This window comes from Neorhizobium sp. DAR64860/K0K1, from assembly GCF_050500205.1.
Taxonomy (GTDB): Bacteria; Pseudomonadota; Alphaproteobacteria; order Rhizobiales; family Rhizobiaceae; genus Neorhizobium; species Neorhizobium soli.
On record NZ_CP191459.1, the window covers coordinates 2,892,778 to 2,917,146 of the forward strand.

Genomic DNA, 24,369 nt, shown 5'->3' on the forward strand with positions numbered 1-24,369 from the left:
GATGTAATCAGGTATCGCATCTTTATGATCCGTGTGGGGCAATAGGGGTTCGTCTGCGGACGGTGTAGCAGCAACATGCGCTCAGAGGAACATGCTTCGCAGCCGACCTATCACGACGAAACGGGGGCGCCGCCGACCGACGAGACCGAGTCCGGGCAATTGCTCGACTTTCGTCCCGGCATCCAGGTCGAGCTGACAGCGCTTGCGGCCCTCGGTTTCTCGAAACCGTTTATCGCCAAGCTGGCTGGCCTCTCCAGGCAAAACGGGACGACGGTCGAGGCCGAGCTTCTGGCATGCGGCGACGTGAGGGAAGACGCCTATTACGGTGCCATCGCCCGTCTGCTGCGACTTCCCTTCGTCTCGTCGCTCGATCCCGCGCTTGTCGTTATCCTGCCCTCGACCGACGCCCAGCTGACACGCCCGACCATGGTGAGGATCGCCCATCGCAACAAGGCGCAGGAAATCGCCATCGTGCCGGAGGCGGCGCGACTTTCGCAGATTGCGGCAACGCTTGCGACCCTGCCGCTTGTGGGCCGCGATCTCGTCATCACCACGCCGAGCGCCATTCGCGAATCCGTCTGGAAAGCCGATGCAGCGCGCCGCATCCGCGAGACCACGAATACCCTGTTCGAGCAGAGACCCCTGCTGTCGGCCCGCGTTGTGCTCGCAGGCCACCAGGGCTTTTACGGTGGGTCGTTTCTGACGACCCTTGCCTGTCTCCTGCTGATTGCACCGATCGATACGCTGCTTGCGATGCATATCGTCCTGTCGCTCACCTATTTCTCGACGCTCTGTCTTCGGCTTTCGGCGATGATCCGGCAAACGTTGGTGGCGCCTGAACGCGTGCCAGTCGCTCCACCGTTCGGGCTGCTGCCGCGTTACACTATTCTGGTCGCACTCTACCGCGAAGAGGACATGGCCGAGCAGTTGGTCGCAAGCCTCAAGCGGCTGGACTGGCCCGCATCTCTGCTCGACATCAAGTTCGTATGCGAAATCGACGACCGGCAGACGATCGAAGCCTTGAAGGCGCTTGAGCCTGGCCCCCAGTTCGAGATCGTCGAAGTGCCGGCCTATGGTCCGCGGACGAAGCCAAAGGCTCTCACCTATGCGCTGAAAGGTGCGCGCGGCGAATTCACGGCAATCTACGACGCCGAGGACAGGCCGCACCCGCTACAACTCCGCGAGGCGTACCGGCGGTTTCGCGCGGCACCATCTGAACTTGCCTGCCTGCAGGCACCACTGATCATCACCAACGCCCGGGAAAGCTGGTTGAGCGCGTTGTTTTCGCTCGAATATGCAGCGCTGTTTCGCGGCCTTTTGCCGATGCTCGGGAGAATGAACATGCCGCTTCCACTCGGCGGCACGTCCAACCATTTCCGCACCAGCGCGCTGATCGCAGCCGGCGGATGGGATCCGTACAACGTGACGGAAGACGCCGATCTTGGCATGCGGCTCTACCGGCTCGCCTTTACCGCTGACGTGATGCGGCACCAGACGCTGGAGGACGCGCCTTTATCGATCAAGGTGTGGACGTCGCAGAGAAGCCGCTGGTTCAAGGGCTGGCTGCAAACCTGGCTGGTGCTGATGCGCGACCCGGCGCGGCTGATCGGCGAAATCGGCATCAAGCCTTTCTGCGTGATCCAATTGCTGGTGGGCGGCATGCTTTTGTCATCGCTGCTGCATCCGCTGATCCTCGTCTTTCTCGGCGTCGGCTTCTCGGCAATGCTGCGGGCGCCGATCGACACGCTGCCGCTTGAGGTCGTCGGCCTGTTCGCGATCGACTTCACCAATATCCTCGGCAGCTATCTCATCTTCCTCGGCCTCGGCATCGGATCGATGACCAACCACGAAAAGCGCCTCGTCGGCCGTCGCTGGGTTGCGGTGCCGCTCTACTGGATGATGACATCCTTCGCCGCCTGGAAGGCGCTGTGGGAACTCAGGACAAAGCCGTTCCACTGGAGCAAGACACCCCACATGCCGCGACGGAAGGAGAGCTGATCGGGAGGGGGATTGGAGCGGGTGAAGGGAATCGAACCCTCGTATTCAGCTTGGGAAGCTGCTGCTCTACCATTGAGCTACACCCGCGTCGGGGGAAGGTTTCCAACAATGGGCCTTTTCTGTCAAGGTCGCCGGGGTGGAAGCGTCCGGGGATGTCCTAGCTGCGGAAATGCTTGGAGAGTTTGAGGCCCTGCGCCTGATAGTTCGAGCCGAGGCCGGAGCCGTAGAGGCCCTGGGGTTCTTCCAGCATGTGTTCGTAGACGAGGCGACCGACGATCTGGCCGTCTTCGAGGATGAACGGGACCTCGTGGCTGCGCACCTCTAGGACTGCGCGGCTGCCGCGGCCGCCGGCGGCCTCGTGGCCGAAGCCGGGGTCGAAGAAGCCGGCGTAATGGACGCGGAATTCGCCGACCAGCGGGTCGAACGGTGTCATTTCGGCCGCGTAGAGCGGTGGCACATGGACGGCCTCGCGGGAGACGAGAATGTAGAATTCATCCGGATCCAAAATCAGTTCGTTGCGGCCGCGGCTGTGGATCGGCTCCCAGAAATCGAACAGATCGTGCTGGGCCTTCTTGTCGACATCGACGACGGCCGTGTGGTGCTTGCCGCGATAGCCGATCAGGCCATCCTTGTCGCCGGCAAGATCGATGGACAGCGCGATGCCGCCGCCCGAAACGTTCGGTTGCGCGGCGGCAACCAGCGTTTCGGCTTCATGCAGCGCCAAAAGCTCCGGCTCATGAAGGAGCGCATTGCCGATCCGGAAACGGATCTGCGACAGGCGCGAGCCCTGGCGAACGACGATCGGGAAGGTGCGCGGCGAGATTTCGAGATAGAGCGGGCCGGAATAGCCTGAAGGGATCTTGTCGAATTCCTGGGCGCGGTCGGTGATGACGCGGGTGAAGATATCGAGGCGGCCGGTGGAGCTTTTCGGGTTGGCGGACGCCGACATCCCGGCCGGCAGATCGAGGCTTTCCATCAGCGGCACGATATAGACGCAGCCGGTTTCGAGCACCGCGCTTTCGGAGAGATCGATGACATGCAGGCTGAGGCGCTCGAGCTTGTCGGACACGAGGCTCGTGGGTCCAGGCATGAAGGAGGCACGCACGCGAAACGCCTTCTGCCCCAAGCGCAGATCAAGGCTCGCCGGCTGGATCTGGTCCTGATCAAGCGCCCTCTCGGACTTCAGCCGTCCTTGTTCGAAGAGCGCCGCAATTGCGCGGTCCGCCAGAATTCCCGTTTCGCGAGCCATCATGTCTCTTTCAGATTTTGGGGGCGACAAAACCAAATGCGGACCATTGACGCAAGCGGAAGCGAGGCGTAAGGCAGCTTTATCCCGTGGTGATTTGGCCGGTCGGCTTGCAGCCACGTTAAACAAGTGGCTAAAAAGACCGGGTTGAAAACCGGTCTGCGATTGCGGCCGGTTTTTTTGTATCACGAAGGTGATGAACGCATGAGCAAATCCCCGAACAAGAACTGGCGCCCAGCCACCACGCTCGTCCATGGCGGCACGCTGCGCTCGCAATATGGCGAGATGTCTGAAGCCATCTACCTGACGCAGGGCTTCGCCTACGACAGTTCAGAAGCAGCCGAAGCCCGTTTCAAGGGCGAGGCCGACGGTTATATCTATGCCCGCTACGGCAGCCCCACCAACGACATGTTCGAAAAGCGCATGTGTGCGCTGGAAGGTGCAGAAGAAGCCCGCGCCACCGCCTCCGGCATGGCCGCCATCACGGCAGCGCTCATGTGCCAGCTTCGCGCCGGCGACCATATCGTGGCCGCCCGGGCCCTGTTCGGTTCCTGCCGCTGGGTGGTCGAAACGCTCGCCCCGCGCTACGGCATCGAATGCACGCTGGTCGACGGTCGCGACCTTGCCAACTGGGAAGCGGCGATCAAGCCCAACACCAAGGTGTTCTTCCTGGAAAGCCCGACAAACCCGACGCTGGAAGTGATCGACATTGCCGGCGTTGCCAAGCTTGCCAATCAGGTCGGCGCCCGTCTGGTGGTCGACAACGTGTTCGCAACGCCGCTCTTCCAGCGGCCGCTGGAACTCGGCGCCCATGTGGTCGTCTATTCCGCCACCAAGCATATCGACGGCCAGGGCCGCAGCCTTGCCGGCGTCATCCTTTCGGACCGCGAATGGGTTCTGGAGCACCTGCAGGACTATTATCGCCATACCGGTCCGGCGATGTCGCCGTTCACCGCATGGACACTGATCAAGGGGCTGGAAACGCTGCCGATCCGTGTTGCCCAGCAGACGTCGAATGCGGCGAAGATCGCCGATTTCCTGGCCGAGCAGAGCAAGGTCGCGAAAGTGATCTATCCCGGTCGCAAAGACCATCCGCAGGCCGACATCATCGCCAAGCAGATGACGGGCGGATCGACGCTGGTCTGCTTCGAGCTGAAGGGCGGCAAGGATGCGGCCTTCAAGCTGCAGAATGCCATGGAGGTGGTCACCATCTCCAACAATCTCGGCGACACCCGCTCCATCATCACGCATCCGGCAACGACGACGCACAAAAACCTCAGCGACGAAGCCCGTACGGAACTGGGAATTTCGCCCGGCACCGTGCGCTTTTCGGCCGGCATCGAGGATGCGGACGATCTACTGGAAGATTTTGCGCAGGCGCTGAAGCAGATCTGATCGGCTTTACGCCGAACGATGGGTAGACCCGGAACGCTCCGGGTTTACCATATCAGTTATCCCTATCATCAAGAACGCGACATTGCCTCAGATGCAAGCCGCGAGAATTCTTGACCTTTCTCCCCCACTGTACGATATCGGCACGATGAGCAATCTTGAGGTGCCAATGTACCGCGCCCGCACCAGAGACATAGACGTCGCCGTCGAGCCCTATTATCTCGAGGAGCAGTCGAGCCCCGAGGACAGTCGTTATGTCTGGGGATACCGGATCGTGATCGAGAACAAGTCCTCGATCAGCGTCACGCTCGTGCATCGCTACTGGAACATCACGGACGAAAACGGGATCGTCGACGAGGTCGACGGACCAGGCGTCGTTGGCGACCAGCCGCGACTGAAGCCGGGCGACAGCTATGAATATTCGTCCGGGTGCCCGCTCGACACGCCATCCGGCGTCATGTTCGGCACCTACGATATGAAGACGGACGAAGGCGAGACTTTCAAAGTCGACATTCCCGCCTTCTCGCTGGATTCACCAGGCGTCGTGCGCGTTCTGAACTGACCCGCAAAGCGGATCAGGCGCTTTCGAATTCTTCCGTCACGAACTTGTAGGTGGTCGAGCAGAACTCGCAGGTTACCGCGATTTCTCCATCTTCCACACTCGCGTGGATTTCTTCCGCAGAGAACCCGTCTAGCACGCCCTTGATCTTGTCGCGCGAGCAGCTGCAGCGGTCGAGCACCGTCTGCGGATCATAGACCCGCACGCCGCGCTCGTGGAACAGCCGGAACAGCAGCCGTTCGATCGCCACCTGCGGATCGGTCAGCTCGTCCGTATCGATGGTGCCGACCAGCGTGCTCGCCTCTAACCAGGCATCGTCCTCGACTTCGACGGCATCGCGTTCGTCACCGTCGCCGCCATGCAGGTCGGGCTGGCGCATGCGCTCAGGCGCCTGCGGAAGGAACTGGGCGACAAGTCCGCCGGCGCGCCAGTTGTGGCGCGGGTTGCCGTCCTCGTCGCGGTCGATGAGTTCGGCGACGGCGAGGCGAACCCTGGTCGGGATCTGTTCGGACTGGCGGAAGTAGACGCCGGCCATTTCTTCAAGCGACGAGCCGTCCATCGGCACGATACCCTGATAGGGCTGCATGCCGCGGCCCTGATCGATGGTCAGCGCAAGAAAGCCATGGCCGAGAAGTTCGGCAGGCGAGATCTTGCCGTTCTCGACGGCTTCGGCCAGTGCATCCTCGTCGTAGCGGGCATAGGCGCGCAGTGCATCCGGCGTGGAGAAATCGGCAACAAGCAGGTCGACCGGGCCGTCACCCTTGGTCTGCATGGTGAACTTGCCTTCGAATTTCAGCGAAGTGCCCAGCAGTGCAGTGAGCACGACGGCTTCCGCCAGCAGCCGTGCGACAGGTGCCGGATAATCGTGCCGTCCGAGGATCGCGTTGAGGAGTGGCCCGAGCTGGACTGCACGGCCACGCACATCAAGACCATCCACCTGGAAGGGCACGACGCGGTCGTCGCCGGCAAAATCGAGTTCGTTCAGTTCAACAGTCGCTTCCGCCATGAGTTAACTCCTTCGCGCCGGCGCTCCCAGTTCCTCGAACGCTTTTACACAAGCGACAGCCGCAGCGGAACCGCCGGCCGGGGATTTGAGAACGTTGACGATATCGTGTTGAAGCGCCGCACTCGTTCGGCGGCGCGCTTTGAAAGCCGTCAGATGGTGGCGGCTCTCATCGAATTCAAGTCGGAAGCGCTTTCGATCCTCAGACGATGCCGAAGCACCAGGCCAGGATCGACTTCTGCGCATGAAGGCGGTTTTCCGCCTCGTCGAACACTACCGACTGCGGTCCGTCGATGACCTCGTCGGTGACTTCCTCGCCGCGATGGGCCGGCAGGCAGTGCATGAAGAGCGCGTCCTTGTTTGCCTGATCCATCAGCGCCTTGTTGACCTGATAGGGCTGGAAGATGTTGTGGCCGCGCGCCTTGTGCTCCTGGTTCATCGACACCCACGTATCGGTGACGACGACATCAGCGCCGGTGACCGCTCGTCCGGCGTCGTGGCAGAGCATGATCTCGCCGCCATTGTTGCGGGCCCAGTTGAGGAACTTGTCATGCGGCTCGGAGCCCATCGGCACGGCCATGTTCATCTTGTAGCCGAACCGCGCCGAGCCTTCGACGAGCGAGTGCAGCACGTTGTTGCCGTCACCCGTCCAGGCGATGGTCTTGCCTTTGACAGGACCGCGATGCTCCTCGAAGGTCATCAGGTCGGCCATGATCTGGCAGGGATGGGTATCGTCGGTCAGCGCGTTGATGACGGGCACGGTGGCGTGCTCGGCCATTTCACGCATGCGATTGTGGTCGGTGGTGCGGATCATGATCGCATCGACATAGCGCGACAGGACACGTGCCGTATCGCCGATCGTCTCGGCGCGGCCGAGCTGCATTTCCGTGCCGGACAGGAAGAGCGTCTCGCCGCCGAGCTGGCGCATGCCGACATCGAAGGAGACGCGGGTGCGGGTGGACGGCTTTTCGAAAATCATCGCCAACATCTTGCCGGCGAGCGGCTGGTCGCCCTTGCCGGCCTTGAAGGCCTGCTTGCGGCTCTTCGCGTCGTCGAGAATGGTGCGGAGATCCTCCGGCGAAACCGCCGAAAGATCCAGGAAATGCTTTGGTGATGCCATGCTATCGTCCCCTATCGAGGGGAACCGTCACCGGCACCCCTCATCGCGCTCAGGCTGTTTTCTTGAGTTCTGCCTCGGTCAGCTTTTCGGCTGCCCGTTCGATCCGTGCGAGCCCCTCGCGGGCTTCCTCGGCCGTGATCGTCAACGGCGGCAGAAGGCGCACGACGTTATCGCCAGCAGGTACTGACAGCATTTTCTCATCGCGCATTGCAACGACCAGATCGCCAGCTGGCACCCTTGCCTTGATGCCGAGCATCAGGCCTTCGCCTCTGATATCTTCGATCACATCCGGGAAGCGATCCTTCAGGCTTGCCAGTCCCTGGCGGAACACGAGCGCGACATCGCGGACGTTTTCAAGGAAGCCATCGGCGAGCACGACGTCGAGCACTGCGTTGCCGCAGGCCATGCCAAGCGGATTGCCGCCATAGGTCGTGCCGTGGATGCCGGGCTTCATGCCGGAAGCAGCCTCTGCGGTCGCAAGGCAGGCGCCGAACGGGAAGCCGCCGCCGATGCCCTTGGCAACAGCCATGATATCAGGCGTGATGCCTGTCAGTTCGTGGGCGAAGAACCGGCCGGTGCGGCCAACCCCGCTCTGCACTTCGTCGAGGATCAGCAGCAGACCCCGGTCATCGCAGATGCGACGCAGCTCGCGCAGGAATTCCTTGTCCACGACGCGCACGCCGCCCTCGCCCTGGATCGGCTCGATCAGCAGCGCGCCGGTGTTTTCGTTGATCGCAGCGTTGAGGGCATCGAGATCCCCGAACGGGACCTGATCGAACCCTGGCGCCTTCGGGCCGAAGCCTTCCATGTATTTTTCCTGACCACCGGCGGCGATCGTCGCGATGGTCCGGCCGTGGAAGGCACCTTCGAAGGTGATGATGTGGAATTTCTCCGGATGGCCCTTGGAGAAATGGTAGCGACGCGCCGTCTTGATGGCGGTCTCAAGCGCTTCGGCGCCGGAATTGGTAAAGAACACCTTGTCGGCGAACGTGGCATCTACCAGACGGCGGGCCAGACGCTCCTGCTCCGGGATCTCGTAGAGGTTGGAAAGGTGCCAGACCTTCTCGGCCTGCGACTTCAGCGCGTTTACCAGATGCGGATTGGAATGACCGCAGGAGGTGACGGCAACGCCTGCCCCGAAATCCAGATATCGCTCGCCACCTTCCGTCACAAGCCATACGCCCTCGCCTCGATCAAAGCGCAAAGGTGCCCGGGCAAACGTGTCGTAAAGTGCGGCTTCAGCCATGGCGACATCACTCCTCTGGGTAGGTTCCGACCCCCCTCTCCAGACCTCTCCGGAGACCGGGAATGCGGCCTGAAAAATCAAAAATGCCGCCCACCGGGCGGCGCGGGCACTATCATGGCTAAGTGCCTCCATGTCAACAAAACTTGGTGTTTTATAGGGCTTTCGGGGCATACGCCGCGATGCAACCTGATGCTGTGTTGCGGCATTTCGGTCTGTGACAAAAATGACTCTTGAGGGCAGCAAGTTGGGGAAAACCGCGAAATCGATTCGCGGCGATTCGAGCGACTCTTGCCACGGAGTCAGCTACACACTAGGTTAATCCTCAATTACTAGAACGCATGCGGCGGAACTAGTCACCTCGAAGCATAGATTGCGTGGGTGCGGCGGATTTATTTCGCCGCAGAGGTGAACGGATTCTGTCTGCCAGCAACGTTCAAAGGCGGAGAACGGCATGAACTGGACTGATGAGCGCGTCGAGCGACTTAAAAAACTATGGTCGGAAGGTCTCAGCGCCAGCCAGATTGCAGCCCAACTTGGAGGCGTAAGCCGCAATGCCGTGATCGGCAAAGTGCACCGTCTCAACCTTCCGGGTCGCGCCAAAGCAGGCGGTTCGGCGTCGGCCAATCGCCCGGCATCCAAGCGCCCAGCGCCCGCAGCTCCGCGCGCGCCGAGCTTTGCCGGACGCGACACAGCCCGTCCCGCAGCACGGACGGTGGGTGCAAACGCCCTCAAGGAAGATCAGGACGTCAACGTCGCGGAGCCGGTGAAATACACCGCTTCCGGCAGCGTCGTCGTGCCGATCTCGCGCCGTCTGTCGCTGACGGATCTCACCGAGCGCACATGCAAGTGGCCGGTCGGCGATCCGCTGACGGACGACTTCCATTTCTGCGGTTGCGATGCGCAGGATGCGTCGCCCTATTGCAAATATCACGCGAAGCTTGCCTACCAGCCAGTGCACGAGCGCCGTCGTCCGGCTGCCCGCGCGTCCTGAGTCAGGCGGCTGCGGAAACAAGATCGAAGGCGGGCTCTGGCCCGCCTTTTGCGTTTTCGGCATGGCTGACTTGCGCTGAAAAAACTTGCCTCGCACTCCCTGGGCTCCTATTTCGGCCTCGAGAGAGGACGACCTCCCCCTGAATGGGCATAACGCCGGGACGACCCGGCATGAACCTCACCTAAAGGGGAAGATCATGCGCTCGATAAGAGACCGTATTCGCCACGCCATCAGCTTTGAAATCATCGGGCTTCTGATGATGGTGCCGCTCGGCGCTTTCGTCTTCGACATGCCGGCCGAACATATGGGCATTGTCGGCGTCGTGTCTGCGACGGTCGCGACCGGCTGGAACTACCTCTACAATCTGGGTTTCGACCGCTTTCTGCAGGCGCGACGGGGTACGACGCTGAAGACGCCTGCCTTGCGCATTGCTCATGCGGTGCTGTTCGAAATCGGTCTGCTGGTCGTGCTGATGCCGTTTATCGCGTGGTATCTGCAGATTACCCTTCTCCATGCGCTGACAATGGATATCGCGATCGCGCTGTTCTACGTGGTCTATGCCTATCTCTTCAATCTTGGCTACGACAAGCTGTTCCCGCTGCCGGAATGGAAGACCCAGGAAGCCGCCTGACCATCAGAGTTTCGGACGGTGCAATACGCCAGTCCGATGGAAGCCTGAATGTCTCGGCAAACCCGATCTCTCCGGCGCGTGATCCGCAGAGCCCGGGTTTCCTCTCGGCGGCCGATCCAGCCGACGCCAAGAGCGCGGTCCAGCAGCGCCGCACCCATTTGTCCCGCCAGATGCGGCCGTCGCTCGCTCCAATCGAGGCATGTCCGGCAGAGCGGGCGTTTCGAACGGGTCAGCTGTTCGAGATCGATCCCGAAATCACAAAAGAACCGTCTGCCCTCGTCGGTGATCAGGCCGGCTCCATCGCCGAGCAGCATGTAGCCGCTTCCTGTTAGGGCATCGGCGAGCGCGATGGCGAGACGGCCGGCCATGTGATCGTAACAGGTGCGGGCAAGCCGTAACGCTTCGTCTTTCGGGCCGACAGGATGATGGCGCTTCGGCCCATCCGCGGCGACTGCCATCAACGCGTGGATCGCGTGCGCGACTTCCGGAGAGGCAAGTCGGTAATAGCGGTGCCTGCCCTGCTTCTCGACCTCGATCAGGCGAGCCTGCGCCAGTTTGCCGAGATGGCCGCTGGTGGTCTGCGCGGTGACGCCGGCGTGGCGTGCCAGTTCGCCCGCCGTCAGCGCCTGTCCGCCCATCAGCGCGGACAGCATGTTGGCGCGTGCAGCATCGCCGATCAGGCTTGCAACTTCCGCAATCGTATTTCCTGAAACCATATTGGGCATGATCCAGTTCTAGCACCGGAAAACTTTGCCGTCAGCGGTCAACGGTTCGGCCGTCGTCGAAGCATTTCTTTTCCTGGTTCCGCTAAGAGGGGCGGAGATTGCATTCATGGGGACAGGAACTGGAATGGCGGACACCAAAACAAGCATGGCAACGGATCTGTTGCTGCTCCTCACGCTCGCGACGCTTTGGGGCGCGTCCTACACGCTGATCAAAGTCGGTGTGGAGACGATTTCGCCTGTCACCTTTATTGCCGTCAGAACACTGGTCGCCGGGCTCATTCTCGCTGCGGCCCTGCGCCTTCGCGGATTGAAGCTGCCGACCGACGGGCAGACATGGAAGCTCTTCACGGTTCAGGCCTGCCTCAACAGCGCTGTCCCCTTCACCCTCATTGCCTGGGCCGAACAGACGACCGATGCGGGCCTTGCCACCATCTTGAGTTCAACGACGCCGATCTTCGCCTTTCTGCTGACGGCGCTGATCACGCGCCATGAAAGCGTCTCTGGGGCCAAGCTGTTCGGAGTTGCCGCAGGCATTGTCGGCATATGCCTGATCGTCGGCATGGAGGCGCTTGCCGGGTCGGGCGAGAACCTCTGGGCTCAACTCGCCATCGTGGCGGCGACGATCTGCTATGCGGCGGCTGCCATCTTCGGCAAGAATTTTAAGGGATTGGACCCGATGATGCCCGCCGCGGGATCGCTGATTGCAGGGGCGGCCATCCTCATTCCCGTGAGCCTCGTGGTCGATCGGCCCTGGACGCTGACGCCCAGCGCCGATTCCATGCTCGCCCTGTTGGCGCTGGCGGTATTTTCGACGGCGCTGGCCTTCGTCATCTATTTCCGGCTGGTCCAGACGCTCGGCTCCGTCGGCACGACGGCGCAGGCCTATCTGCGGGTGCCGATCGGCGTTGGCATCGGCGTCGTGTTTCTCGGCGAAACGCTTGCCTCGACAGCCTGGCTCGGTCTCGCCTGCGTCGTGACCGGCGTGATTGCCATGACGCTGCCGGCTAGGAGACGCGGTGATCAGGCTTCCATCGAGTAGCCGGCACCACGGACCGTGCGGATGACATCCTGCATGTTGGAAAAGTTGAGCGCCTTCCGGAGGCGCCCTACATGCACGTCGACGGTGCGTTCGTCGACATAGATGTCATGACCCCAGACGCCGTCGAGCAGCTGCGAGCGCGAAAAGACGCGGCTGGGTGAGGCCATCAGGAATTCCAGAAGTCTAAACTCTGTCGGCCCGAGGCGAACTTCGCGGCTCTTGCGGTGAACGCGGTGGGTTTCGCGGTCGAGTTCGATGTCGCCGCATTTGAGGACGCTCGACAGCACTTCGGGTCGGGCACGACGCAGCATCGCCTTGACGCGGGCCATCAGCTCCGGTGTCGAAAACGGCTTGACCACATAGTCGTCGGCGCCCGTGGCAAGCCCACGAACGCGCTCGCTTTCTTCGCCGCGCGCCGTCAGCATGATGATCGGCAGGCGTTCCGTCTCCGGCCGCATGCGCAGGCGACGGCACAGTTCGATGCCCGAAACGCCTGGCAGCATCCAGTCGAGAATGAGAAGATCCGGAACGCGCTCCTGAAGCCTGATTTCCGCTTCGTCACCGCGAAGCACGGTATCGACCTCGTAACCCTCGGCCTCCAGGTTATACCGAAGGAGGACGCTGAGGGCCTCTTCGTCTTCCACGACTGCGATCTTCGGCTGCATTCCGACTTGCTCCATCACTCGTCCCGAACCGCACTTAGATCCGCCAGATCCGCTCGCGCTGCTTCAGGTCATTGTTTTTGGCAGTTATCGTCCCGAAACCGGCAGGCGATTTCGGGAGAGCTGCATCATGTCCCGGCGGAGCCGAGCATGTTGGACGTATCGTCCTTCGGACGTTCGCCCTCCGGCTGTGCACCGGTCGCGATGTAGTAGATGGTCTCGGCGATATTCGTCGCGTGGTCGCCGATGCGCTCGATGTTCTTGGCGCAGAACAAAAGATGGGTGCAGGTGGTGATGTTGCGCGGATCCTCCATCATGTAGGTGAGGAGTTCGCGGAACAGCGAGGTGTACATCGCGTCAATCTCTTCATCGCGCTGGCGGATGATTTCGGCTTTTTCCGCGGAGCGGTTGGCGAAGACATCAAGAACGTCCTTGAGCTGCACCAGCGCCAGTTCGGAAAGATGCTCCAGACCACGGGCGAGCTTGCGCGGGACGCCTGTTCCCTGCACGGCGAGCACGCGCTTGGCGGTGTTCTTACCAAGGTCGCCGACGCGTTCCAGGTCAGCTGCAATGCGCAGCGTGCCGATGATCTCGCGAAGGTCGGCCGCCATCGGCTGACGCTTGGCGATGGTGACGATCACCTTGTCCTGGATATCGCGCTCGGCGTGGTCGAGAATGACGTCGTCCGAGATGACCTTCTGGGCCAGTGCGGAGTCGGAGTTGACGAGCGCACGCACGGCATCTCCGCACATCTGCTCCGCCAGGCCGCCCATTTCGGAAATCCGGCGGTTCAGGTATTTCAGTTCCTCGTCATAGGCCGAGAGAATATGGGTCGAAACCATGTGTCTGATCCTTGATGTCTGCAGTTGCGGCTGACGGGCTCTGCGCCCGCATCAGCCGAAGCGGCCCATGATGTAATCCTGGGTGCGCTGGTCATCCGGATTGGTGAACATCTTGTCGGTATCGTTTTCCTCGACCAGATGGCCGAGATGGAACATTGCCGTGCGCTGTGAAACGCGGGCTGCCTGCTGCATCGAGTGGGTGACGATCACGATCGTGTAGTTGGCGCGCAGTTCGTGGATCAGTTCCTCGACCTTGGCCGTGGCGATGGGGTCGAGTGCCGAGCACGGCTCGTCCATCAGAATGACTTCAGGCGAAACGGCGATCGCACGGGCGATGCAAAGGCGCTGCTGCTGACCGCCGGAAAGGCCGGTACCGCCTTCATGCAGGCGATCCTTGACTTCTGCCCAGAGGCCGGCGCGCTGCAGGCTTGCCTCGACAATCGCGTCCATTTCCGTCTTGCCGCGGGCAAGGCCGTGGATGCGGGGACCGTAGGCAATGTTCTCGTAGATCGACTTCGGGAACGGGTTCGGCTTCTGAAACACCATGCCGACCCGGGCGCGCAGCTCCACGACGTCGATTTCCTTGTCGTAGATATCGTCGCCGTCGAGCGTGATCTTGCCGGTGACGCGGCAACCCTCGATCGTGTCGTTCATGCGGTTCATCGTGCGCAGGAAGGTGGACTTGCCGCAGCCAGACGGACCGATCAAAGCAGTGACGGTATTTTGGCGGACATTCAGGTTCACGTCATAAAGAGCGCGCTTGTCACCGTAATAAACGGAGACATCCTTGCCGATCATCTTATATGCAACGTCGTTCATTTTCTTGTCCAGCGCCTTCTCAACTGCAGCTTCTGACATCATGTTCATTGCTTCCCCCTTCCTCTACCAACGCCGTTCGAAGCGGCGTCGCAAGAGAATTGCGCCAACATTCATCAAGATCAGGAACAGGAGCAGGATCATGATCGCTCCCGAGGTTCGTTCAACGAAGGCGCGTTCCGCCTCGTTAGCCCACATGTAGATCTGTACCGGCAGCGCTGTCGACGGATCCATCGGCGTGGTCGGATAGTTCGCCACGAAGGCGACCATGCCGATCAAGAGGAGCGGCGCGGTTTCGCCAAGGGCGTGCGCGAGGCCGATGATCGTACCGGTCAGGATACCGGGCATGGCAAGCGGCAGGACATGGTGGAAGATGGTCTGCATCTTCGAGGCACCGAGCCCGAGCGCTGCAGCACGGATCGACGGTGGCACTGCTTTCAGTGCCGCGCGGGTGGCGATGATAATGGTCGGAAGCGTCATCAGCGTCAGCACCAGGCCGCCGACCAGCGAGGCCGAGCGCGGCAGGCCCATGAAGTTGATGAAGACCGCGAGACCCAACAGACCGTAGACGATCGACGGGACCGCTGCGAGATTGTTGATGTTGACCTCGATCAGGTCGGTGAACCGGTTCTTCGGGGCAAACTCTTCAAGATAGATCGAGGCTGCGACGCCGATCGGCAGCGACAGGACGAGCACGATCAGCATCATGTAGAAGGAGCCGATCAGAGCGACGCCGACGCCGGCTGCTTCCGGACGGCTGGACGCGCCGTTGAAGAAAATGCCGGTGTTGAATTCCTTGGCGAGCGCACCGCTGTCGGTCAGCTGCTTCATCCATCCGACCTGCTGGTCGGACACCTTGCGGCTGGTTTCCGCCACGTCGAGATTGATCTGGCCTTTCACGGCGCTGTCGATATCGCCGGCCGCCAGAAGCGAAACCGTCTGAGTCGTGCCGATGATCTCAGGATCGGAAACGACCATATCGCGCAGCTGGCCACGAACGCCGTCCGAAATCATCTGGTTGACGGCACGCAGGCCCTGGCGATCGGTTTCGGCGACGCCCAGAACCTTCGCCAGCGCATTGCGGGCGACGATCGGGTAGTTGGCCGTCATCAGCTTGGCCGGATCCGTAGCCCGCACATTATCCTTGTCGATGATCTGCTGCGAGAACTCGACAGGGATCGTGATCATCGTCTGCTGAAAGGCGGTATAGCCCTTCGAGACGACCGACCACAGAAGGAGCATCAGGAACAGGATGCCGAACGAGAGAGCAGCGATGCCATAGGCACGGAAGCGGCGCTCGGCGGCGTAGCGGCGTTTGATACCGATATCGCGACGGGCAGGCTTGGCCAAGACGCCGGCGGTGGAGGAAACCACGTCGGTCATTCGTACTGCTCCCGGTATTTGCGCACGATGTAGAGCGCGTAGATGTTGAGGCAAAGCGTGATCGCAAAGAGCGTGATGCCGAGTGCGAAGGCGACAAGCGTCTGCGGCGAGGTGAATTCAAGGTCGCCCGTCAGCTGGCTGACGATCTTGACGGTCACCGTCGTCATCGGCTCGAACGGGTTGAGCTGCATGCGGGCGGCGACGCCGGCGGCGAGCACTACGATCATGGTTTCGCCGATGGCGCGCGAGGCGGTCATCAGAAGTGCGCCGACGATGCCCGGCAGTGCTGCCGGCAGGACGACCTTCTTGATGGTTTCGGACTGGGTGGCGCCGAGACCGAGCGAGCCGTCACGAAGCGTTCCCGGCACGGCGGTGATGATGTCGTCCGACAGCGACGAGACGTAAGGGATCAGCATGATGCCCATGACGAAGCCGGCAGTGAGAACGCTCTGTGCCTGGATGAAGTTGGCGTAATCGCCTGTGACAAGGCCGTTCAGCTGCGAAGACAGGTCGCGCAGGAATGGGCCGACCGTCGTCAGGGCAAAGAAGCCGTAGACGATGGTGGGAATGCCGGCGAGAACTTCGAGCAGAGGCTTTGCCACGGAGCGGACACCGCGGGAGGCGTATTCCGACATGTAGATCGCGGAAAACAGGCCGCTCGGGACGGCGACGAGCATGGCGACGAAGCCGATATAGAGTGTTCCGAGAAGCAGCGGGATAAGGCCGAACTGACCAGCCGAGTCCGTGGCGCCGGCGGCCGCAAAGCGCGGATCCCAGACGGTGCCGAAGAAGAACTCCCACGGCGGGATGCTGGTGAAGAAGTGGGTCGCTTCCGTCAGCATCGAGGCAACGATGCCGACCGTGGTCAGGATCGCGATCGAGGATGCGACGACGAGGCTGGCGAGGATCACCCTCTCGACACGGTTGCGGGCCCGAAACCGTGGCGCGATGCGCGTGTAGGAAAAGCCGGCGCCGATCAGGGCTGCCAGAAGGACTACCGCGGTCATAACCCAGTTGCTGATCTTGGTCATGACGTTGAGATCGCCAGCGGACTCGACCATGTATGGTTCGGGGTCGCCGGCAAGCGGGACGCCCTTAGCGCCAAGCGCTGCGCGCAGTTCGACGGGATTTCCGCCGATGCGCTCGATCTCGTCCAGGCTCAGTACGTTCATGCCGCGCGCAAGCGAGCTTACCATGCCGAAGGAGAGACCCTGTTCGGCCGGCGAACGCGCCTTTACGTCTTCAGGAAAGCCATCGAGGACAGTGGAGTTGATATAGAGGGGGCTGACGACCAGCCACGCGGCCAGGATGAGAACCGACGGCAGAACGGCGCAGAGTGCGACGAAGGTGCCGTAGTAGCCCGGACGTGAATGAAGCTTTGAGGAACGGCCGCCGGCGATTGCCAGGGCGTGCCTGGTTCCGACAACGTAACAAGCGATCGCAATTATCGCCAGAATCAATAAAATCAATGGTGTGCTCATTAAAATCCCCCGGCCTACCGCCATCGACGGCACCCATTACCGCACAAATCCCACCATCGGAATCAATATGTTTCGCCATCCAAAACGCAGCGACTGACGCCAAGCTTTGCTTCTGTCGCACGACGGACAAGTCGCCGCCTGGCACGAAAGAAGACCGGCGCCGCAAGAAGCGGCGCCGGAATTTTGATTACATGGTCTTGCCGGCTTCGAAGTCCTTGCGGACCTGTTCGCGCTGATCGTCCGGAGCAGCAACCAGGCCGTATTCGGCGAGCGGGCTGTCAGGGCCGATCATTTCGTCGGAGATGAAGAACTCAACATATTCCTTGAGGCCTGGGATAACGCCGAGGTGAGCCTTCTTGACGTAGAAGAACAGAGGGCGCGACACCGGGTACTTGCCCGAAGCAATGGTTTCGGTGGAAGCAACGACATCCGAAACGGTCGCGACCTTCAGCTTGTCCATGTTGTTTTCATAGAAGGCCAGGCCGAAAACGCCGAGGCCGGTCTTGTTGGCCGAGATGCGGGCCAGCGTTTCGGTGTAATCGCCGTCGATGTCGACAGCTGCGCCGTCCTTGCGAACTGCAACGCACTTGGCAGCAGCCTGCTTGGCATCGGTGATGGCAGCCTTGATGACGTCAGTCGCGCCGGCTTCCTTGCAGCCTTCAGCCATGATCTTCTCTTCGAAGACTTCGCGGGTGCCGTGCTTGGAGCCTGGGATGTAAGCTGCGATCGGGCCCTTCGGCAGGGTCGCATTGACTTCCGACCAGTTCTTGTAAGGGTTGGCAACGAGCTTGCCGTCAACGACGACTTCAGCAGCCAATGCCTTGTAGAGATCCTTCGGGGTGATCTTCATGTCGCCGTTCGACGAGTCGGCAGCGAATACGATGCCGTCGTAACCGATGCGGATTTCCTGAACGTCCGTGACGCCGGCAGCCTTGCAGGCTTCGGCTTCGCTCTTGTTGATCTTGCGCGAAGCATTGGCAACGTCGATCGTGCCTTCGCCGACGCCGGAGCAGAATGCCTTCAGACCGCCGCCCGTGCCGCCGGACTCAACAACCGGTGCCTTGAAGTTCGGGTTGGTCTCGGCAAAGGTCTCGGCAACGATCTTCGCATAGGGAAGAACGGTGGAGGAGCCGGCAACCTGAACCTGGTCGCGTGCGGATGCAACGCCGGCAAAGGCAACAGAGGCCACGAGGGCTGCTGCGGAAAGTTTGAACATGTTCATCGAAGTTCTCCCGGTATGGGTTTCCAGAAATCTTGTCATGCCGGCCTCTTAGACATTTGCCGGCTCTCGGCCCGCTGGTCATAGCCGCCCTTGGCCTTAGCTTTTATGTCACTTCGGTGAAACATTTGTGACAATTCAAGCTGTTGAAAATATTGACGTTCTGGAAGAGACCGGGAAAACTGGGTTGGTTTTATGTCAGAAACGGACGGTAAACTCCGTCCCCTTGCCGAGTTCCGACTTCACAAGCAGGCGGGCGCGGTGCCTGGTGAGGATATGCTTGACGATGGCAAGCCCCAATCCGGTGCCCTTCTTGGAGCGGCTGTCGGCGACGCTGACGCGATAGAAACGCTCGGTCAGGCGCGGAACGTGCTCCGCCGGTATGCCCGGCCCCTTGTCGATGACATTGACTTCGACCGGCAGCTTGCCGCCGCCTTTCAGGAAGACATCGACGAACTTGCCCTCCTGGCCATACTTGCAGGCATTCTCGATGAGGTTCTCGATCACTTCGATCAGTTCGTCTCGATCGCCCAGCACATCGACCCTGCCTTCGGGAAGATGCAGGCGGATTTCGACGCCCAGTTCCTCAGCCAAAGGCAAGAGCGCGTCGCTGACATGGATGATCAGCGGCTTCAGGTCCACGGTCTGGTCGGGAGCGATATGCGACTTCAGTTCCAGCCGCGACAGGGAGAGAAGGTCGTCCACCAGTCGGCTCATCCTGGTCGCCTGGTCGAGCATGATGCCGAGAAAGCGTTCCTGCGCCTTCGGATCGTCGCGAGCCGGGCCCTGGATTGTCTCGATGAAGCCTCTGAGCGAGGCAAGCGGCGTTCTCAGCTCATGGCTTGCATTGGCGACGAAATCGGATCGCATCCGGTCGATGCTGCGCAGTTCGGAGACATCGCGGAACGACAGGAGGTAATAGTTTCCCATGCCCGGCGCCAGGCCGCCGATATCGATCGGCGCCACGCGCAGGATGAAGACCCGTTCGGACGGAAGGCGCTCAGAATGTTCGATCTGGTTCGGCTGGCCGGTTGCGATAGTTTCGCGCAGCATGTCGAGAATGCCGGGCGACCGCAGCCGCGCCGTCAGATGGGTGCCGATCGGCAGATCGCCGAAGGCCCGCTCCGCTGCCTTGTTGCGGTAGAGAACGGTGATGTCTCCACCCAGCACCACGACCGGCATGTCCAGCGTGCCGAGAGTTGCCGAGATCAGCGGCAGCGGGTCGAAGACAGGTGGCTCCGGAACAGGCATTTCAACCGGTACGACAGGTATCTCCGGCAAGGGCCGGGACAGCACGGCGACGACGAGGGGAAGCCAGAGCGCGAAGACCAGAAGATCGTTCGCGCCGGCAACAAAAGCGATCACCGCGATCGTCGAGAGCAGCAGGAGCAGCAGCCACTCGCGCCGGAAGCGAAGTGCCAGCTCTTGCGCAAACCCGCGCTCTTCCTTCGGCAACGCTTCCACGCGCGAACCCCTTTTTGTTTGGTCGAACTTGCGGTCATATAACGCTTGCATGACAGATATGCATCGGTCCTGAGGGAAACCTCAAGCCCTGCAAACCGTTGAAGCAGTCGCAGCCGTTTCGGCCGCCGAAGGAAAAAGGACAGCAATCATGGCAGAGACAAGCAGCCGGTCAGCGGAACTGGAAATCGATGGCAAGCTGAGGCATTTCGACATTGACGATCCGAAACTGCCCGGCTGGGTGCATGATCACGCGCTGGAATCCGGCGGCTTTCCCTATGACCACAAGTTGGACAAGGAGAAATACGCCAAGCAGCTGGAGAAGCTGCAGATCGAGCTCGTGAAGGTGCAGTACTGGCTGCAGGATACCGGCAAGCGGATGATTGCGCTGTTCGAAGGCCGGGATGCTGCCGGCAAGGGCGGTACGATCATGTCCATCCGCTCCTATATCAATCCTCGATCTGCACGCGTGGTGGCGTTGAGCAAACCTTCGCCCACCGAAGCGGGCCAATGGTATTTTCAGCGTTACGTGTCGCATTTCCCGACGTCGGGCGAGATCGTGCTGTTCGACCGCTCCTGGTACAATCGCGCCGTGGTCGAGCCTGTCATGGGCTTTTGCAAGCCGGGCCAATACGAAGCCTTTATGAAGGACGTGCCGCAGTTCGAGGAGATGATCGTCGATGACGATATCCATCTGTTCAAGTTTTGGCTGGATATCGGCCAGGAAATGCAACTGAAGCGGTTTCACGACCGGCGCCACGATCCGTTGAAGATCTGGAAGCTTTCGCCGATGGACATCGCGGCACTCAACAAATGGCCTGACTACACCGCAAAGCGCGACCAGATGCTGGAGCGAACACACAGCAAGCTTGCGCCATGGACGGTGGTGCTGGCAAACGACAAGCGGCGTGCGCATTTGAACGTCATCCGCCACATTCTTGGGTCCCTCGATTACGAGGGGAAAGACAGGGATGCGATCGGCGAGATCGACGACAAGATCCTCGGCTTTGGCAGCAAGTTCCTGAAATAGAGACAGACAGGTGAGTGAGCCGGACGACGTTGTCGTCCGGCGTTCAGGGTTCAGCCTGCGGGCAAAATGCGGACGGAGTAGAGCAGGACCGGTCTGTCGGCACCGTCGAGGCCGGTATTGATCAGGATGCGACCCGGCGCGTTTGGCGCGATCGCCCGGTCGAAGCTGACCTTGAACAGGGCTTCCAGTCGCTCCTGGGTTGCCGTGAACCGATGTCTTGCGCAGCCCCCAAGGCTGCCGAAATCGCAGCGTATCGACATCTGGACACCTTGGTTGCCGCCAGCCTGGACGGTGACTGCGATGGTGGCCGGCCCGCCTGCCAGGCGCTGCAATACATCCGCCGGAACCGTGACGGCGATATCACCGCCGGTTTGCGGGGTGGTCGACAGGAGCCGAACGGCTGGACCTTCCGAACCGGTTGCCGCCTCTGCCGTTGCCTCGCGACCGACCTGCAGCGTTTCGATCTGCTTCGGTTCGAAGACCTGCACCCATTCATCGGAAAAGCCGCCGCGAGGATCGAAGCGCGCATTGGGACCCGCCTGCGATTGCGACGCCCGGTTGGCGGCCTGCAGGGCCTCGTCCATCACCGACTGGACCAGACCCGAATTATAAAAATACCAGCAGGCGACGCCGACGACTGCAAGCGAGATGATCCATTTCAGCAGCCAGGAGATCAGCCGCTGACGACGGCTCTTGCGCGGCTTGGCTGCAGGGTTCGTCTCGGCGTCGAGAGATCCGCGCCGCTTCCTGCCGCGCTCGGGCTTGGCAACAGGCGGTTGGCCACGTTGCACGCGGTCCGGCTCGACCGAGGTCAGTCCGTCCATCTGCGGCACTTCGGATGAGGCCGGACGGAAATCCGGTCGCGCGGCGCCGAGACTTCCGAGATCCCCGGCCGACTGGACATCGTTGGGCTGCCTCTGGTCATTTGCCGGGGATGGTGCGCGTGTTGCGCCGCCGAGACCGGTATCCGGATCGGGGGCGGCTACCCTTTCATCCGCAACGATCGGGGCTGCGACATCTGGAGCTGCGGCTCTGGCCGTGGCGGCAGGTGCGACAACCGGGTCGATGACAGGGTGAGTGATCTCGTCAGGCTCGATAGCGGGACCGGCCAGCCGGTCCACTTCCTCCGTCTCGATCTCGCGGATCTTTTCTTCCAGCCGCTTTTGCTGCTGCATGACAATCAGCTTGTCGGTCACGCCCTGGCGCTGCAGACCTGCTTCCAGCGCCTGTCGCGCCGACTGATAAATCCGTGCCCGCGTGTCGCCATCGGTCCGATCGGAACGATCAAGGGCATTCCTGATGGCTGTTTCCAAACCGCTCACTGCGGATCCTTCCGGTTGTGCATACCCGACTGCCGGCCTTGCTGAAAAGACGGCGTTAATTTTCGGTAACCTCTCCGTCGCCGAACTGCAAGCCGGTGGTCAATGGCCTTCCTTCGCCAAGATTGGGGAGAAGATATGGTTAGGCGTGAGAATGCCGCGGAAACGGACGCTTATCGAGCCGCCAGTGCGCATGGCACGCATACCTTCGCCAGACGGCGCCATCTTTCCCGAGCCGAATGCATCTGCTAAAACCCATCTTACGTGTGCGTAAAAGTAAATCAAAAGGAGATTGCCGATGCTTCCGGACGTGCTGAGACAAGGACTGCGAATTCCCGTCGTGGCGTCGCCGCTGTTCATCATCTCGCATCCGGCACTGACCTTGGCGCAGTGCAAGGCCGGCGTGATCGGCGCCTTCCCTGCCCTCAATGCTCGACCGGAAAGCCAGCTGGACGAATGGCTTGCCATGATGACCGAGGATCTTGCCACCTATAATGCAGCCAATCCCGACAGGCCGGCCGCACCGTTCGCCGTCAACCAGATCGTTCATACGTCCAACAGGCGGCTGGAACACGATCTGACGATGTGCGTGAAATACAAGGTGCCGATCGTCATCTCCTCGCTCGGCGCAGTGCCGGAAGTGAATGCAGCCGTCCATTCCTATGGCGGCATCGTGCTGCATGACGTCATCAACAACCGGCATGCGAAGTCCGCGATCCGCAAGGGTGCCGATGGGCTGATTGCTGTCGCAACCGGCGCCGGCGGGCATGCGGGGACGCTGTCGCCCTTCGCGCTTGTCCAGGAGATCCGCGAGTGGTTCGACGGGCCGCTCCTGCTGGCCGGCTCGATCGCCACCGGCGGCGGCATCTTGGCGGCGCAGGCGATGGGGGCCGACATGGCCTATATCGGCTCACCCTTCATCGCCACGCACGAGGCGCGCGCCGTCGACGGCTACAAGCAGATGATCGTCGATTCGTCGGCTGCCGATATCGTCTATTCGAACTATTTCACCGGCATCCACGGCAACTACCTGAAGGGCTCAGTGACGGCGATGGGGCTGGATCCGGATGCGCTTCCAAGCGCCGATCCGACCAAGATGGATTTCGACGCGGCGGTGAGCGGCCCGAAGGCCTGGAAGGACATCTGGGGCGCCGGCCAGGGCGTCGGCGCCGTCAAATCGGTGACCTCAGTCGCAGATCTGGTCGGCCGCCTGGAGCGCGAATATGGCGAGGCCCGCACAAGGCTGGCGCTTTGACAGCCCACGGACCGCAGCGATAAAATTTCACGCCAATCGAAAACCGGCTTGAAATCGCGCCCCATTGCCTGTATCAGCGCCTTCACTCGCAGCAGGCAACACCTTGCGCTGCGTAGGCCGCTTTAGCTCAGGTGGTAGAGCACATCATTCGTAATGATGGGGTCAGAGGTTCGAGTCCTCTAAGCGGCACCATTTTTCCCAATACCTCTCATCTCACCACCCCCTCACATCCGCCCCGATGCCTGCAAATCGCGTTCGGCGCGTTCGAGCGCGCTGGTGTTGAGGACCTTGCGTTGGAGTGCTACGGCGACGGCGCGCATGCGGAGGTTGAACCAGCCTTCGCTGCCTTCGTGGTTGCGGCCGCATGATTCGTAGACATCGAGTTTTTCGTAGAGCTGCTGCAGACGGTTCTGGACGCTGCGGAGCGACAGGTGCTTGCGGTGGGCGATCGCCTTGTCGGTGAGGCCGAGCGCGACGTCGATGAGGATTTCGTATTCGACGTCGCTGAGGCCGAGCGAATTACCGAGGCTTTTCTGCTGGATGCCGCGCACTTCGCGGTCGATCACGCATTGGGATTCCATGAAGACACTGCGGAGCGCCAGCTTCAAGCGGTCTTCGGATGCGGATTTGAGCACGTAGCCGTATGTCGCGCCCTCAGGCACGATGCGTGAGACGCCGCGCACATAGGCCTCGTCGGAATAGTTCGACCAGAACAGGATTTTCGTATCGGGCCGCTCGCGCCAGATAGTGCGCGCCGCTTCGATGCCGTTGCGCTCGCTCATCTGCAGGTCCATCACCACATGCTCGATGCGCGAGGAGCGCGCCTGCGCTTCGCCGATGAGGCCGTTTTCGGCCTCCACAACGCTGCGGCACTCGGGAAGGGCCGCGCGCACCGCCTCATGGAGATAGGAGCGGTGAAGCGCGTCGTCCTCGATGATCAGGACATCCATC

22 protein-coding genes, 2 tRNA genes and 1 riboswitch are annotated in these 24,369 nt (G+C 61.3%); of the genes, 9 read left to right on the forward strand and 15 right to left on the reverse strand.

Annotated features, from left to right (window positions below; genetic code table 11):
* The first annotated feature begins 75 nt into the window (after positions 1 to 75).
* The gene (locus ACQY1J_RS18540) at positions 76 to 1,998 is read left to right on the forward strand and encodes a glycosyltransferase family 2 protein (protein ID WP_430250529.1); all 1,923 of its coding nucleotides are present in this window, start codon (positions 76 to 78) and stop codon (positions 1,996 to 1,998) included.
* A 13-nt stretch (positions 1,999 to 2,011) separates the two neighbouring features.
* Here ACQY1J_RS18540 and ACQY1J_RS18545 read toward each other — a convergent pair.
* A tRNA-Gly gene (locus ACQY1J_RS18545) sits at positions 2,012 to 2,085 on the reverse strand.
* Positions 2,086 to 2,155: 70 nt separating this feature from the next.
* On the reverse strand, positions 2,156 to 3,250 hold the full coding sequence (locus ACQY1J_RS18550) for a 2'-deoxycytidine 5'-triphosphate deaminase (protein ID WP_430250530.1): 1,095 nt from the start codon (positions 3,248 to 3,250) through the stop codon (positions 2,156 to 2,158).
* 73 nt (positions 3,251 to 3,323) lie between these two features.
* Positions 3,324 to 3,402, forward strand: a riboswitch (SAM riboswitch).
* 46 nt (positions 3,403 to 3,448) lie between these two features.
* On the opposite strand from ACQY1J_RS18550, the gene ACQY1J_RS18555 reads away from it, so the two are divergent.
* Together ACQY1J_RS18555 and apaG are read left to right on the forward strand one after the other, a co-directional pair.
* Positions 3,449 to 4,639 (forward strand): O-succinylhomoserine sulfhydrylase, encoded by a 1,191-nt coding sequence (locus ACQY1J_RS18555; RefSeq protein WP_430250531.1) that lies wholly within the window; start codon positions 3,449 to 3,451, stop codon positions 4,637 to 4,639.
* A gap of 166 nt (positions 4,640 to 4,805) precedes the next feature.
* A complete protein-coding gene (gene apaG / locus ACQY1J_RS18560) occupies positions 4,806 to 5,198 on the forward strand; it encodes a Co2+/Mg2+ efflux protein ApaG (RefSeq protein WP_430251996.1) in 393 nt (130 codons plus the stop codon).
* A 13-nt stretch (positions 5,199 to 5,211) separates the two neighbouring features.
* Here the strand turns inward: apaG and ACQY1J_RS18565 are convergent, their stop codons facing one another.
* From ACQY1J_RS18565 to ACQY1J_RS18575, 3 genes are all read right to left on the reverse strand, one after another.
* Positions 5,212 to 6,201: an Hsp33 family molecular chaperone gene (locus ACQY1J_RS18565; protein ID WP_430250532.1), complete on the reverse strand. Its 990-nt coding sequence runs from the start codon at positions 6,199 to 6,201 to the stop codon at positions 5,212 to 5,214.
* A gap of 199 nt (positions 6,202 to 6,400) precedes the next feature.
* Positions 6,401 to 7,318, reverse strand: coding sequence for an ornithine carbamoyltransferase (gene argF / locus ACQY1J_RS18570; protein ID WP_430250533.1), 918 nt, complete (start codon positions 7,316 to 7,318; stop codon positions 6,401 to 6,403).
* Between the two features lie 49 nt (positions 7,319 to 7,367).
* Positions 7,368 to 8,564, reverse strand: a complete 1,197-nt coding sequence (locus tag ACQY1J_RS18575; protein WP_092663652.1) for an aspartate aminotransferase family protein — start codon at positions 8,562 to 8,564, stop codon at positions 7,368 to 7,370.
* A 451-nt stretch (positions 8,565 to 9,015) separates the two neighbouring features.
* Here ACQY1J_RS18575 and ACQY1J_RS18580 point away from each other — a divergent pair, with 451 nt between their 5' ends.
* Positions 9,016 to 9,555 carry a GcrA family cell cycle regulator gene (locus ACQY1J_RS18580; RefSeq protein WP_062453927.1) on the forward strand — a complete coding sequence of 180 codons (540 nt, stop codon included), beginning with the start codon at positions 9,016 to 9,018 and terminating at the stop codon, positions 9,553 to 9,555.
* A 196-nt stretch (positions 9,556 to 9,751) separates the two neighbouring features.
* Positions 9,752 to 10,186: a PACE efflux transporter gene (locus ACQY1J_RS18585; protein WP_062453928.1), complete on the forward strand. Its 435-nt coding sequence runs from the start codon at positions 9,752 to 9,754 to the stop codon at positions 10,184 to 10,186.
* On the opposite strand, the gene ACQY1J_RS18590 is transcribed toward ACQY1J_RS18585, so the two are convergent.
* On the reverse strand, positions 10,135 to 10,911 hold the full coding sequence (locus ACQY1J_RS18590; protein ID WP_430250534.1) for an ArsR/SmtB family transcription factor: 777 nt from the start codon (positions 10,909 to 10,911) through the stop codon (positions 10,135 to 10,137). The two genes, ACQY1J_RS18585 and ACQY1J_RS18590, sit on opposite strands and share 52 nt — an antisense overlap.
* Positions 10,912 to 11,035: 124 nt before the next feature.
* Between ACQY1J_RS18590 and ACQY1J_RS18595 the strand changes: the two genes are divergently transcribed.
* Positions 11,036 to 11,950 (forward strand): DMT family transporter, encoded by a 915-nt coding sequence (locus ACQY1J_RS18595; RefSeq protein WP_430250535.1) that lies wholly within the window; start codon positions 11,036 to 11,038, stop codon positions 11,948 to 11,950.
* Here the strand turns inward: ACQY1J_RS18595 and phoB are convergent.
* The 7 genes from phoB to phoR all read right to left on the reverse strand — a co-directional run bounded on the left by phoB (position 11,932) and on the right by phoR (position 19,868).
* Positions 11,932 to 12,615 carry a phosphate regulon transcriptional regulator PhoB gene (gene phoB / locus ACQY1J_RS18600; RefSeq protein ID WP_062453930.1) on the reverse strand — a complete coding sequence of 228 codons (684 nt, stop codon included), beginning with the start codon at positions 12,613 to 12,615 and terminating at the stop codon, positions 11,932 to 11,934. The genes ACQY1J_RS18595 and phoB overlap by 19 nt on opposite strands.
* A gap of 125 nt (positions 12,616 to 12,740) precedes the next feature.
* The gene (gene phoU, locus ACQY1J_RS18605; protein WP_430250536.1) at positions 12,741 to 13,454 is read right to left on the reverse strand and encodes a phosphate signaling complex protein PhoU; all 714 of its coding nucleotides are present in this window, start codon (positions 13,452 to 13,454) and stop codon (positions 12,741 to 12,743) included.
* Between the two features lie 51 nt (positions 13,455 to 13,505).
* Positions 13,506 to 14,321: a phosphate ABC transporter ATP-binding protein PstB gene (gene pstB, locus ACQY1J_RS18610; RefSeq protein ID WP_062453932.1), complete on the reverse strand. Its 816-nt coding sequence runs from the start codon at positions 14,319 to 14,321 to the stop codon at positions 13,506 to 13,508.
* Between the two features lie 15 nt (positions 14,322 to 14,336).
* Positions 14,337 to 15,653, reverse strand: coding sequence for a phosphate ABC transporter permease PstA (pstA, locus tag ACQY1J_RS18615; RefSeq protein WP_062453933.1), 1,317 nt, complete (start codon positions 15,651 to 15,653; stop codon positions 14,337 to 14,339).
* On the reverse strand, positions 15,650 to 17,134 hold the full coding sequence (gene pstC, locus ACQY1J_RS18620; protein WP_430250537.1) for a phosphate ABC transporter permease subunit PstC: 1,485 nt from the start codon (positions 17,132 to 17,134) through the stop codon (positions 15,650 to 15,652). Before pstC ends, pstA begins: the two co-directional genes overlap by 4 nt.
* Positions 17,135 to 17,321: 187 nt before the next feature.
* The gene (locus tag ACQY1J_RS18625; RefSeq protein ID WP_062453935.1) at positions 17,322 to 18,356 is read right to left on the reverse strand and encodes a substrate-binding domain-containing protein; all 1,035 of its coding nucleotides are present in this window, start codon (positions 18,354 to 18,356) and stop codon (positions 17,322 to 17,324) included.
* Positions 18,357 to 18,551: 195 nt separating this feature from the next.
* A complete protein-coding gene (gene phoR / locus ACQY1J_RS18630) occupies positions 18,552 to 19,868 on the reverse strand; it encodes a phosphate regulon sensor histidine kinase PhoR (protein ID WP_092663660.1) in 1,317 nt (438 codons plus the stop codon).
* A gap of 97 nt (positions 19,869 to 19,965) precedes the next feature.
* On the opposite strand from phoR, the gene ppk2 reads away from it, so the two are divergent.
* The gene (gene ppk2 / locus ACQY1J_RS18635) at positions 19,966 to 20,844 is read left to right on the forward strand and encodes a polyphosphate kinase 2 (RefSeq protein WP_062453936.1); all 879 of its coding nucleotides are present in this window, start codon (positions 19,966 to 19,968) and stop codon (positions 20,842 to 20,844) included.
* A gap of 50 nt (positions 20,845 to 20,894) precedes the next feature.
* On the opposite strand, the gene ACQY1J_RS18640 is transcribed toward ppk2, so the two are convergent.
* Complete coding sequence (locus ACQY1J_RS18640; protein ID WP_430250538.1) at positions 20,895 to 22,166, reverse strand: hypothetical protein; 1,272 nt, start codon at positions 22,164 to 22,166, stop codon at positions 20,895 to 20,897.
* Between the two features lie 295 nt (positions 22,167 to 22,461).
* Between ACQY1J_RS18640 and ACQY1J_RS18645 the strand changes: the two genes are divergently transcribed.
* Positions 22,462 to 23,418: an NAD(P)H-dependent flavin oxidoreductase gene (locus ACQY1J_RS18645; RefSeq protein ID WP_209903032.1), complete on the forward strand. Its 957-nt coding sequence runs from the start codon at positions 22,462 to 22,464 to the stop codon at positions 23,416 to 23,418.
* 116 nt (positions 23,419 to 23,534) lie between these two features.
* Positions 23,535 to 23,610, forward strand: a tRNA-Thr gene (locus ACQY1J_RS18650).
* A 32-nt stretch (positions 23,611 to 23,642) separates the two neighbouring features.
* Here the strand turns inward: ACQY1J_RS18650 and ACQY1J_RS18655 are convergent.
* Positions 23,643 to 24,368 carry a response regulator transcription factor gene (locus ACQY1J_RS18655; protein ID WP_062580135.1) on the reverse strand — a complete coding sequence of 242 codons (726 nt, stop codon included), beginning with the start codon at positions 24,366 to 24,368 and terminating at the stop codon, positions 23,643 to 23,645.
* Position 24,369 lies beyond the last annotated feature (1 nt).